Annotated in this window: 11 protein-coding genes; 3 read left to right on the top strand and 8 right to left on the bottom strand. The window is 31.8% G+C overall.

The annotated features are described in order from the left end of the window. Positions 1–24: 24 nt before the first annotated feature. Positions 25–714: a ribulose phosphate epimerase gene (locus L3B96_RS21735; protein WP_238948551.1), complete on the top strand. Its 690-nt coding sequence runs from the start codon at positions 25–27 to the stop codon at positions 712–714. A 198-nt stretch (positions 715–912) separates the two neighbouring features. On the opposite strand, the gene L3B96_RS21730 is transcribed toward L3B96_RS21735, so the two are convergent. After that, positions 913–1,413, bottom strand: a complete 501-nt coding sequence (locus tag L3B96_RS21730; protein WP_238948550.1) for a hypothetical protein — start codon at positions 1,411–1,413, stop codon at positions 913–915. Positions 1,414–1,678: 265 nt separating this feature from the next. Between L3B96_RS21730 and L3B96_RS27355 the strand changes: the two genes are divergently transcribed. Then, complete coding sequence (locus L3B96_RS27355; protein ID WP_275297311.1) at positions 1,679–2,767, top strand: PrpR N-terminal domain-containing protein; 1,089 nt, start codon at positions 1,679–1,681, stop codon at positions 2,765–2,767. 319 nt (positions 2,768–3,086) lie between these two features. Further along, a complete protein-coding gene (locus L3B96_RS21715) occupies positions 3,087–3,701 on the top strand; it encodes a transposase (protein ID WP_238948549.1) in 615 nt (204 codons plus the stop codon). 272 nt (positions 3,702–3,973) lie between these two features. Here L3B96_RS21715 and L3B96_RS21710 read toward each other — a convergent pair whose 3' ends face one another. The 7 genes from L3B96_RS21710 to L3B96_RS21680 all read right to left on the bottom strand — a co-directional run bounded on the left by L3B96_RS21710 (position 3,974) and on the right by L3B96_RS21680 (position 13,211). Further along, positions 3,974–4,114 carry a hypothetical protein gene (locus L3B96_RS21710; protein WP_238948548.1) on the bottom strand — a complete coding sequence of 47 codons (141 nt, stop codon included), beginning with the start codon at positions 4,112–4,114 and terminating at the stop codon, positions 3,974–3,976. Between the two features lie 392 nt (positions 4,115–4,506). After that, positions 4,507–4,830: a hypothetical protein gene (locus L3B96_RS21705; RefSeq protein WP_238948547.1), complete on the bottom strand. Its 324-nt coding sequence runs from the start codon at positions 4,828–4,830 to the stop codon at positions 4,507–4,509. Positions 4,831–4,865: 35 nt separating this feature from the next. After that, positions 4,866–5,543 carry a DUF554 domain-containing protein gene (locus L3B96_RS21700; RefSeq protein WP_238948546.1) on the bottom strand — a complete coding sequence of 226 codons (678 nt, stop codon included), beginning with the start codon at positions 5,541–5,543 and terminating at the stop codon, positions 4,866–4,868. Between the two features lie 153 nt (positions 5,544–5,696). Further along, on the bottom strand, positions 5,697–6,512 hold the full coding sequence (locus L3B96_RS21695; RefSeq protein WP_238948545.1) for a MerR family transcriptional regulator: 816 nt from the start codon (positions 6,510–6,512) through the stop codon (positions 5,697–5,699). A gap of 240 nt (positions 6,513–6,752) precedes the next feature. Beyond that, complete coding sequence (locus L3B96_RS21690) at positions 6,753–7,817, bottom strand: chemotaxis response regulator protein-glutamate methylesterase (protein WP_343073105.1); 1,065 nt, start codon at positions 7,815–7,817, stop codon at positions 6,753–6,755. After that, a complete protein-coding gene (locus L3B96_RS21685; RefSeq protein WP_238900584.1) occupies positions 7,817–8,629 on the bottom strand; it encodes a protein-glutamate O-methyltransferase CheR in 813 nt (270 codons plus the stop codon). Before L3B96_RS21685 ends, L3B96_RS21690 begins: the two co-directional genes overlap by 1 nt. 160 nt (positions 8,630–8,789) lie before the next feature. Then, entirely contained in the window at positions 8,790–13,211 is a 4,422-nt protein-coding gene (locus L3B96_RS21680) for a methyl-accepting chemotaxis protein (RefSeq protein ID WP_238948543.1), read from the bottom strand. Between the last annotated feature and the right edge of the window lie 17 nt (positions 13,212–13,228).

The following is a 13,228-nucleotide window of genomic DNA, read 5'->3' as shown; positions in this document are numbered from 1 at the left end:
AATATATTAGAGGAGAGATAAAAAATGAAAAAATTAATGATTGCGCCATCTTTAGGTTGTTGTGATATGTTTAAAATGGAGGAACAAATTAAATTTATTGATGAGCATGCAGATTTTCTGCATATGGATGTAAAAGACGGAAATTACGTAAAGACATTTGGTATAGGACCTGATTTTTTAAATTATATAAAAGACAAGGTCAAAACGCCTATGGATGCACATTTGATGGTAAAGCATCCACAAAATTTTCTTGAAATGTTTGCAAATGCAGGTGCAGAATATATTACTGTACACACCGACTGCGTTGAAAGTGATGCCTTTGTAACTCTGAATAAAATCAAATCATTGGGGTGCAAAGCTGGTATTGCAATGAACCCCGCAAGTTCACTTGAAGCAATTCGTTATTACTTACCACTTCTTGATAAAGTAACGATAATGATTGTTGATGCAGGATATGCAGGACAAAAAGTTATTGTACAGATGTATGATAAAATTAGAACTCTTGTAAAATGGAGAGAAGAGATGAAATTAAATTTCCTAATTGAAGCAGATGGATCCATGAATGGTGATGTATATGGCCCCCTATATGAAGCTGGAACAGATGTTGTAGTCTTAGGACCACCTGCTTTATGGAATAAGAATCCAGATATAAAAAAGGCGTGGGAAATCATGGAGAAAGAAATTAAAGATGCTACAATGGATATAGTACGATAATATATAAAAATCAGAAATCAAATAAGTGTTGCTCATGATTAATTTTTAATCATGAGCAACACTTCTCTTCGCTTAAAACCCAAAAGCCTCTCAATAATTATCATTCAATTTTAATTATTGAGAGATTTTTCTGTTTTAAGTGCACTTTAATAAATCTGCTTAATTTGTTCTATAATTAAGAGTATTTCACAATTAGTTTCATTCATAGTAATGCTCTTCATCTGGAAAGTTTGCCATCATTCCAATTATCTTAGGCTGCTTGTTTGTTTTTAAGGTAGTAGCAGTATTAATAATTCCTACTTGATACATTAGATGCCTATACTGACCTAATATTAGTTCTAATCGTGTATAAGAGCAATTTTCCGGTTTTTCACCTAACATATTATCATCCAATTGATTTAAATACTCCATAATCTTATTTTCAATTTCATCAAAATAAGTTTCCAACTCCATTCGGCTCAAAACCTTTTCACTAGGGACATCAAGTGAATTTAGACCAGATTCATGAAACGATGGTTCACAATAGCATTCAGGACTAATGAACCATTGATCAAGAGAATGCATATTGTAGTATAAACGTTGCCAAATTGGCACCTTAAACAGTACATCATCCATTTGACACGTGTGAAGTGTGATTTTCAAATTAAAAAGCAGTGTTTTGGTTTGATTTATAATATTGTCAACTAATTTACGAGACATAATAATACCTCCTATTTTTTATTGATTATAAATATATAATAACATATTATCATGTTTGAATCAAAGAAATATATCAAATTATAATAAATAAATACTTCTGTAAACAATTTATTATGTTTGAAGTAAAGAAATTAAATTTGACAGTAAAGAATTATGATAGTAGTATATGAATATGGACAAGAATAAACATCAAGTTTTTGTAAACGTTAAAACGATAAAATATATAATAATAAACTGATGTTAATATGGAAGGTGGTTAAAGCTCATGGAATCAATTTTGTTCATTATACCGTCACAAAGCATGAAAGAAATGATACAATCGATTATGAAAGAAACTAATCAAAGTTATATTATCGAAATTGGTACTAATAATACCGCTATAGATATAGCCAAGAGATATCCTGATATTAATGTTATCGTTAGTCGTGGTGGTACGGTGAATGATCTACGAAAAATCCCTAACAAAATGATAGTAGCAATAACAGCTACATTAGATGATTTTATTTTACCTCTACACCAGATTACAAGCTCTGGTGTAAAAAAGGTAGGGATAGTTGGTATGGACAATTTTATAGAAGGTATAGTGAAGGATTATAGAATCGGAGATTTAGAAATTTTTATGCATCCATGTCAAAATGGAAAAGACATTATTCCAACTGTCGAAAAATTATTTCGCGATGGGATTGAAGGTATAGTAGGTGATAAAACAGTTGTTCAAAAAGCAAAAGAGATTGGATTGAGCGCTGAAATTATTAATTCTGGACCAATATCTTTGAAAACAGCAATCAACGAGGCAATTAGAATTATTAAGGCTCAGGAATTAGAACGTACGCGCGATTTTGAGAGATCAGAGCAAATCCAACAACGTGTTATTGAAATTAATATTGCTCTTGAACGAGCAGTCGCTGCTGTTGAGGAACTAAGCGCATCATCTCAAGAAATAGTTGCATTTAGTAATGAAGCTGCTAATATTGCTAAAAATACAAGTCGTGAAGTAGAAAGGACCTCTGATATTCTTGAAATTATTCGAAGAGTGTCTAGACAGAGTAACTTATTGGGCCTTAACGCAGCCATAGAAGCCACACGAGCTGGTGAATTTGGTCGAGGATTCTCGGTTGTAGCCTCAGAGGTACGTAAATTGGCTGAAGAGAGCAATAAATCTACCCTAAAAATAGAAAGCATGATTAATAACTTCTGTGATTCAGTCGATCAGGTGTTGAAAAACGCCGAACAAAGCAAAATAATTACTCATGAGCAAGCTGGTGCCACACAGGAACTTACTGAAATGTTGGATGGTTTGAAAATAGTCAGTAAAAAACTACTAGAATTGGCAAATTCATATTGTACAAACTAGTACCTATAATAGTGCAAAAATGCTTGAATAATTTTACAACTGAATAAAATAGAAAAACATCTATGATAAATCCTTGTTATAATTGAGTTACCACACAACAATGCCAGCAAGGAGCCATACATAAATGTTTCAGAACACAATTATATTCTCATTTAAAAGGTAAGAATGTATATAGTCATCAAATAGTAGTTTCTTTACTATCGTGTGACGGATTGGTGCTGCCATACTCAATTTATATCTATGATAAAGAATATATGAGTAAAATAGAATTAACTCAAAATTAATTACAACACTTCCAAAGCCTGAAAATAAAGGCTATGTGTTAGCAGATAGTTGGTATAGTTGTAAGGATATTTTTAATGCTTCTGAAAAAGCCGGCTATAGCTATATTGGTGCTTTGAAAACTAATAGAGTTATTTTTCCATATGGCCATGAAAGGCTAGGAATAAAACTTCATAAGTTTGCTAAATTATTAAATATTGAAGACTTTGACCTCGTCACCGTCAAAGATAAGCAATACTACATTTACAATTATGTTGGCAACTTAAAAGATAGAAAGAATGTTTCTATTGTTTTAAGTTATCCTAAAGATGCTTTCCAAAAAGATGGAGCATTGAAAACTTTTATTTCCTTAGAGAAATCATTAGCACCGTTAGATATTTTAACTCAATATACTGACCGATGGGCAATCGAACCATTTTTTAGAGATTGCAAAACGTACTTAGGACTAGATGGATATCAAGTAAGAAGTGGAAAAAGCATTAATAGATATCTAATCATAATGTTAGTAAATTATACTTATTGCAAAATATACTGTACTGATTCTCTTCACTTTAATACTGGATATAAAGTTGCTAAAAAATTTAGAAAAGTCCAAAGTAATATATATTTACAAAGCTGCCGCAAGCGGTACGCCGATAGAAAAAATTTTTGAGTCATTAAAAGTAACTTAAGAATCTGTTTTTTATTCAACTGTAAAATTATTAAAGCAAAACTGCACTATTATAGCATACAAATAAAAAAACAAAACTTACCATATTTATTTTATATGCTAAGTTTTGTTTTAACAAATTTATATCCAGTTTTAGTAAAGTCCGCATTTGTTTATAATATGGCTCACCGTATCACCAATAAGTGATATCCCTCTTTATAACTTAATTATCTGATAATATTTTAAAATCACATAAAGTCTGTGACGAAAATATTTTAGCCTAAAGTTTTGCCATTATTATCTGAACTTTTAAATTTATCAAATGTATAAAATCCGTAATACATTTCTCCAAAGCTTCTACCAGTAAATGGTTTAAATAGCTCTACTAAAAGCATAGATAATACAAATGAAGACACTATGATTAATATTTTAGTTAAAATTCAAATTCATTATTATTTGTATCAACAAATCCTATCTTTACCTGACAATTAAAATACTTTTTTAATAATTCTGCTAGCTCGTCCCTCGCACCAATTACATTATTATAGTTTTTATCTTTAAATCCATCGATGGGAAAAAATATATTTTTACTTTCCCTAGTAATTTTTCCTTGTTCACTTTGTCTCCATATCCATCTTCTTATTCTTACTTCTTTGCCTACAGAATAAATAAGTTCACCATCATCTAAACATTCCTCTTAATTTCCTCCAAATGGTATAAAGTTATCCCCCTTCTTTGAAAATCTAATACAAATATCATCTTCTGAAGCTTCTATATCATGAGCTCCAAGTGGAACAAGATATTTTATTTATACTTCATTTCCTAAGTCAACAATTGGATTTATGCTTGGAAATCCTTTCTTTTTTGCTACTCTTGTAATTATTGCCTCTATAGAACTCATAAATTTATTAGGATTTATACCTAATTTCACAAATGAATCTCTATAATATTCTATTTCCTCTAATTCTTTTACTTTTTTATCTTGAAATTTTGTTTCTATTAATTCTATACTACTTTTCAAAAGTTCAGTTATTTCCTTATTTTCTTCGTTATTTATTCCATTTGCTACTACAATTCCAAAACATATATTATCCATTTTATCAAAGACTTCTTTTGATACACTAAATTTCATAATTATCCTCCTCAAAATATCATTTTATAATTTACTTATATTAAATCCTTAATAATAAAGAATATAATAGGAATAAACAAAGATGGTAATAAATTCAGAACCTTTATTTTCTTAATTTCCAATATGTTTAATCCTGAGCTTAATATCAAAATACCACCAATTATTGATATCTCATTTAATAAATCAGCAGTTATATATCCTGATACAATATTTGCAGATAGATAAATAAGACCTTGCCATATAAATAATATAATAGATGAAATTATTATTCCGATTCCAAAATTTGAAGCTAGAACAATTGAAGTAATACCATCCAACATAGAATTAGTATATAACAATGTTTTATCTCCCTTTAGAGCACTTTCAAGTGGCCCTAAAATTGATAATGTCCCTGCACAAAACAATAATACTGCTGTAGATAATCCTTCTACTAAATTATTTTTGGAAAATTTTGATATAACACTATCAACTTTCCTCTCTAGACCAACTTTTTGTCCAATAAGTCCACCTATAGCGATACTTATAATAAATAAAACATGATATTTGCTCTTAGAAATGCTATTAACAGCTGAACTAATCCCTAGAACACTTGCTGATAATCCCATTGCTTGCAGCATTATATCCTTGTACTCTTCTTTTATTCCTTTTTTAAAAGCTGCTCCTAAAATACTACCGCTTATAATAGAAATACAATTTACTATTGTTCCAATCACCTTAACACCTCCTGCTATCTGATGTCTAGCCACTGTAAGACTACCATCCTCTAAGATGCGAGATAACAGTGGCACGACCCTAGATAAGTTCAACTAAGATTCACTTAATCTATGTTAGAAATTATAAAGTGTCCAGTAACTGGAGTGTCAATATTAATTTATTAATATCTGAATTTCAGTTACAAACTCTGATTTTTCAGTAGTTAAACCGAAATCAATAAGTGTTATTTCTATTGAGTCATCAATAATTTTATATTCCTTTTCTTCAATATATTTTAAAATCTCATCATAATACTTAGGAGAACCTTTATGAGTTCCATTAAAACGAATAGTAACATAAATGCCCTTAGGTAAAATTTTAATTGATTTTTTATTGTATTTTTCGCCTTCTGTAAATGAAAAAATCGAATCGTATTCATCAAAGATTCCATTTTTTAAATTATCTCTAGAAATTGATACTCCTACTTTCCCATTGAAAATAGAAGCATTTTTGTTAGTCTTATTCTCTAAGTTTCTAATAGATAACTCTAAATCCTTATCTGATTTTATTTTTTGTTTTAATAACACAATATTTCTCTCATCAAATTCAATTTCCTGAATTACATCTAATTTATCATATTGCCTTGCATAGTTAATTTGCTTTAATCTATTTTCAATTTTCTTTTCTATAAACTGCAGTTCCTTTATCTTTTTCCTTGTAATTTCTTTTTGCTGTTTTAATAATTCAGTTATGTTATCAATACTTCGCTTATTTAAATAAAAATTTATTGTACTCAAAGACATTCCAATTGCTTTTAAATACATTATTGTGTTTAACTGTTCAAATTGCTCTGTTGAATAAAACCTATAGTTATTAGTTCTATCTATAAATATAGGTCTAAATAAATCTATTTCATCATAATATCTTAATGTCTTAATATTAATATTAAACAACTTTGACATTTCTCCAATTGTAAATAAATCTTTCATATAGCTTTTCTCCTAATGTTAAAAATGTAGTAACATATAATATTACTGTTGTAAATTAATTATAATATGTTCTTATGATACCTTAATTTCCTAACTCTATATACATATTTTTATATCCACAGGCTCTATCATTAACTTTCTTCTAGAAACAAAATAAGAAGGATAACCTCCTCCATTTCCATCTGGGCTTGGTTCTCCTCCATTACTTAGGTACATTATTAGGTTATAATTACTATTAAGCTATAAATTCAACATTATTGTCTCAAACATGTCGCTTAGTGCTACCTGACTATCTGCAAGACCTGCTTCAAACACTACTTTAGGCATGCCATAAACTATACAGGATTCTTCTGCCTCAACTATAACATATCCATTATTATCTTTTACATTCTGGCAGCCTGCTAACCCGTCATTACCCATTCCCGTTAAAATTACAGAGACTAGCTTATCTTTAAAAATAGGCGCTGCCGAATTTAAAGTAACATTAATTGATGGCTTGTATAGGCTGTCTACATTTTTCATATCCTCAACTTTAAAAATTATGCTATTATCCTGGCTTTTTTCTAATAGTGTTTGAAATCCCGCTGGTGCTATATATATTTTTCCTCGTTCAAGTATATCTCCATTCTCTACTTCTTTAACATGTAGATTACATATGGTATCAAATCTTTCAGCTAGCGGTCCAGTAAATCCTGGAGGCATATGCTGGATTACAATAACTGGCCTGCATAAATCCTTTGGAAATCTTGGCAATATTGATTGAAGTGCGGATGGTCCTCCTGTTGAGCACCCAATAATAAGCAGCTCCCTCTTCATGAGTTTTTCACCACAATTAATCTGCTGTTTATCATATTTAATATTTTCTAAATCTGCATTACTATCTTCTTTATTCTTTTGTACCTTACTACTGTCTGCAATTACTTTTAGTTTACTAAGAAAATCATTTATTGTTTCCTCTTTTATGTTCTCCCCTACTAATGAACCTTTTAAGAAAATATCGATTGCTCCGAGCTCTAAAGCCTTTAGTGCTGTCCTAGTACCATCTTCCGTATGATTACTCAGCATCACAACTGGTACAGGGCAAGTTTTCATAATTTCTTTTAGGGCACTTATTCCATCCATTTCTGGCATTTCTACATCCAATGTTACTATATCAGGTTTTAATCTTTGTATCTTTTCTATTGCGTCCAATCCATTTCTCGCGATTCCTATTATAAAAAATTGAGGATCTTTTTCTATAATAAGGCTTATACATCTCCTCATAAAGGAGGAATCATCTACAACTAAAACACCATATTGTTTCATCATGCTTTCTCTCCCTTCTTATAATAAAAGATCGATGGAGTATAAACAGTATCAAAGCCTGGATTGACATTAGTAACTGTTTCTGCATGGCCTAAAAATAAATATCCTGTTTCATTAAGAATATTGTAAAACGAAAGAGCAGCTTTTTTAGTAAATTCTGTATCAAAATATATCAAAACATTCCTGCAGAGTATTATATCAACTCTTCCAACTTCTTGTTCGATATTTTTATCAAACATATTTAAATTCTTAAACTTTACAAGTTTTCTTATTTCATCCTTAACCTTGTAGTCATCTTCAATTTTATCAAAATATTTATCTAACATTCCATAAGGCATCTTCCTAAAGGACAAAGATTTACTACTGTATACTCCCTTCTCAGCTTTATCTAATACTTTTTTATTAATATCTGAGGCTATTATTTCAACAGAACTTTTTTCAAAAAGCATTGTTTCTTTTATTAACATTGCTAATGTATAGGGTTCTTCCCCACTTGAACATGCCGCACACCAGATTCTAAAAGTTTTTTCCTTTAAATAGTCTTCAAATTTTGGTAAAATATTAGTTTGCAATTCTCTTAATAGATTTTCTTCTCTAAAGAAATAAGTTTCATTTACTGTTATTAGTTCAATTAATGTATCTCTTTCTTTTTCTTCTATTTTAACGTACCCGCAATATTCCCAAATACTAAGTCTAAGCTCTTTAATTCTATAGGTTATCTTACTTTCAAGTGAAGGAAGATTTTTGGAGTAGTCAATGCCACAGAATTCATATATATAACTCGCCAATTGTTCTAATGCCATAATACTCATAATTTAAAATTTCCTCCTTATATTTAAAACCACAATTTATTCCTTTGATATATAAGTTGCTTTAAATATTTTAAAATTTAGAATTACTAAATTCTAATAATTAACCTTAATATAATTTTCCCTTAGCAACTTATATACTCATATAGAATTTATTATCTAATTATTCAACTAACTCCTCTAATGATTTTTTTATTTCTAACGTATACTCAGAAAGTTCTCTAGTAATACTTGAAGTTTTTTGAACATCTCTTACATTTAAATTAACTACATTATTTATATCTTCAATATGTTTTCTAAGCTCTTCAACTTCTCTTGCCTGTACCTTAGTAGCCATTGTTACTTCACTTGCTTGTTCCGTAACATTCTTAAAGTTATCTGTGGTTCTATCAGTAGATTTTGTTTGTTCATTCATAGTCCAAGTTATCTGCTTCATATCTTCCCTAGAACGTCTTACACCTTTTATAATATTTTCTACTCCTGATGCCTGCTCTTTAGATGCCTCAGTAACTTGTTGTGCTACTCTTGTAACATTTTCTGCTGAATTTACAATATTCTTTCCTTGCTTTGCCTGCTCTTTTACTGCTATAGCTATTTGTCTTACCTGTTCTCTAGAATTAGTTATTCCCTTGACTACTTCTTCAACTCCTATAGCTTGTTCTTTCAATGCTCTTGTCACTTGCTCTGATTGTTCTGCTACATTTTCTACAGAAGCTACAATGTCTTTCCCTTGTTTTGCTTGTTCTTTCACTGCTACTGTTATTTGTTTTACTTGTTCTCTGGCATTTTCTATTCCTTTTACTATTTCAAATACTCCAGCTGCTTGCTCTTTCATAGCTTGTGTTACTTCTGCAGTTTGACTTGTAACCTCTCCTACTAGCTTAGTCATTGATTTCCCTTGTATCGTCTGTGACATCATTGCATCAGTTATCTGCTTAACTTGTTCTCTTGCATTTACTACACCTTGAATGATTTCATCTACTCCATTAGCTTGTTCTTTTACAGCCATAGTCACCTGTGCTGCTTGATTTGTTACATTTTCTACAGATGCAACAATATCTTGTCCCTGTTTTGCCTGTTCTTTTACTGCGACAGTAATTTGTCTTACTTGCTCTCTTGCATTAACTATTCCTTTAACTATTTCTTCTACGCCTATTGTTTGTTCATTAGTTACTAAAGCTATTTGAGCTGCTTGATCTGTTACATTTTCTACCGCTGCTACAATATCTCCACCTTGTTTTGCTTGTTCTTTTACCGCAAGTGTTACTTGTATTACTTGTTCTCTTGCATTTACAACGCCTTTAATTACTTCATCTACTCCATTTGCTTGTTCTTTAACAGCCGTAGTCACCTGTGCTGCTTGATTTGTTACATTTTCTACAGATCCAACAATATCTTGTCCCTGTTTTGCCTGTTCTTTTACTGCTACTGTTATTTGTCTTACCTGCTCTCTTGCGTTCGCTACACCTTTTATTACTTCATCAATTCCCGCTGCTTGCTCTTTTACTGCTACTGCGACCTCATTTGTTTGATTAACAACATTTTCTATAGACAAAGCGATATTTTTTCCTTGTTTTGCCTGTTCTTTCACTGCTACTGTTATTTGCCTTACTTGTTCCTTAGCATTTACAACACCTTTTATTACTTCCTCTACGCCAGCTGCTTGTTCCCTTACTGCTATTGTAACCTCATTTGTTTGATTAACAACGTTATTTATGGCTTTACTAATATTTCCCCCTTGACTTGCTTGTTCTTTTACCGCTACTGTTATTTGTCTTACTTGTTCTCTTGAATTTTCGACACCTTTTATTATTTCATCTATGCCAATAACTTGTTCTTTTACTGCTATTGCAACTTCATCTGCTTGATTTGTTACATTTTCGACAGCTCCAACAATATTTTGTCCTTGTTTAGATTGTTCATTCATTGCTATATTAATTTGCACTACTTGTTCTCTTGCATTTGCTACACCTTTTATTACATTTTCTACACTTATAGCTTGTTCCCTTGTAGCCTGTGTAACCATAGATGCTTGATTAGTAACATTTCTCATAGATTCGAGTATTTCTCTACTTCCTTTATTTTGACTATCAGTTGCCAGAGTTATTTCTTTGATTTCATTAGTCACATTTTCTATTCCACCAACTATTTTTTCTATTACAGTCCCAACTTCATTACTTAATCTTGATCCATATTCAACTTTCTCAGTGCCAACTTCTATCGCCTTAATTGCATTGGTAGTTTCTCCCTGGATTCCTTTTATAAGTTCAGATATTTCCTTTGTAGCTGTAGCCGTTCTCTCAGCTAGTTTTCTCACTTCATCAGCTACTACCGCAAATCCTTTTCCGTGTTCCCCTGCTCTTGCAGCTTCAATTGCTGCATTTAACGCAAGCAAATTTGTTTGATCTGCTATATCATCTATTACATCTATAATGCTTCCAATTTTATCAGAACTCTTTCCTAAGTTAGTTATTACACTTTCTGCCTTGTGGATAACCTCAGATATTTCACCTATAGCGACTAATGTATTAGCTACAGCTGTTTGTCCATCCTTAACATCCAATTTCACTAAATCACTTAATGAATTTACATTTTGAGCATTTTGAGCCACTTGACTTATTGATGCCGCCATGTCCTCAACCGTCTTATAAGTTTCATTTGAAGCTTTTTGCAGTTCTTCAGCATTACCCGCTACTCCTTGAATAGATTTTCCCATTTCTTCTATGGACGCAGATATTTCTTCTACTGATCTTGTGGTACTTTCACTATTTCCTGCTACTTGCTGAATCGATACTACTACCTCTTGAACTGCAGCCGCTGCTTCATTTGCAGATCCTCTTAAACTTTCGGCATTTCCTGCTACTCCCCTAACTGATTTACCCATTTGTTCTACTGATGACGATATTTGTTCAACTGAACTTGCTGTGCTCTCACTATTTCCTGCTACTTGCTGTATTGATGCTACCATTTCTTGTATGGCCGCTGCTGATTCATCTGTTGAAACTTTTAAACTTTCTGTATTAGTGGCTACTCCTTTTATTGATACACCCATTTCTTCAATTGATGATGATATTTCTTCAACTGAACTTGCTGTACTTTCACTATTTCCTGCTACTTGTTGGATTGATGCTACCATCTCTTGAACTGCAACTGATGATTCTTCTGTAGATCCTTTTAAATTTTCTGCATTACCTGCTACTCCTTTTATTGAAGCTCCTATTTCTTCAATTGATGATGATATTTCTTCTACTGAACTTGCCGTACTCTCGCTATTTCCTGCCACTTGTTGAATAGAAACTACCATTTCTTGTACTGCTGCTGTAGCTTCTTCTGCTGATCCTTTTAAACTTTCTGCATTTTCTGCTACTCCCTTTATTGATTTTCCCATTTGTTCTATTGAAACTGATATTTCTTCTACTGATTTTGCTGTGCTTTCACTGTTTCCAGCTACCTGTTCTATTGAGGCTACTATTTCTTGCACTGCTTCTGTAGCTTCTTCTGCTGATCCTTTTAAACTTTCGGCATTCCCGGCTACTCCCTTTATTGATTTTCCCATTTGTTCTATTGATGATGATATTTGTTCTACTGAACCTGCTGTACTTTCACTATTTCCTGCTACTTGCTGAATTGATGCTACTACTTCTTGAACAGCCATTGTAGATTCTTCTGCTGAACCTTTCAAACTTTCGGCATTCCCTGCCACTCTCTTTATTGATTTTCCCATTTGCTCTATAGATGATGATATTTGTTCTACTGAGCTTGCTGTACTTTTACTATTTTTTGCAACTTGTTCAATTGATACCACAATTGATTGCACCGATTCTTCTGCATTTTCGGCAGTATCCTTCAATCCCTCTGCATTTTTTGCAACACCTTGTATTGATTTTCCCATTTCTTCAATAGATGCTGATATTTGTTCTACTGAACTTGCTGTGCTTTCACTATTTCCTGCTACTTGCTGAATTGATGCCACCACTTCTTGAATTGATGCAGTCACCTCTTTTGCTGAAGAAGTTAAACTTTCTGCATTTCCTGCTACTCCTTTAACTGATTTCCCCATTTGCTCTACTGAGGAAGAGATTTCTTCTACTGATTTTGATGCGCTCTCTCCATTCCCTGCTACTTGCTGAATTGATGCCACCATTTCTTGTATTGCTTCTGAAACTTCCTTAGCTGATCCAGTCATTTCTTCCGCATTGCCTGCGACCACTTTAATTGATTTTCCCATTTCCTCAATTGAATTTGATATTTCTTCAATTGAACCTGATACACTTTCGCTATTACCTGCGACCTGTTTTGCTGATACAGCTATTTCTTCAAGTGATCTTTGCGACTTTTGAGCAGCATTCGTTAATTGCTCTGCATTTATCACAACTCCATTTATAGATTTAGACATTTCACTTGTAAGAGAATTTACTGATTTTACAGCTTCTGATTGATCAATTGTTCCTTTTGTAACTTGTTCATTTATACTTGATAATTCTTTTAATTTCTCATCAAGCTTTTTAGATGCAAGAACTGTATTATCTACACTTCTTAAACCTCCCATAAGCTTAATTCCGATATTTCTTTTAAAACTACCCATTTATATACGCCTCCACA

The sequence above is a fragment of the Clostridium sp. YIM B02569 genome, assembly GCF_022320765.1.
Classification (GTDB): Bacteria; Bacillota; Clostridia; order Clostridiales; family Clostridiaceae; genus Clostridium; species Clostridium beijerinckii.
The sequence above is the reverse complement of the archived record's forward strand: the minus strand, read 5'-3'. Positions and strand labels throughout refer to the sequence as shown.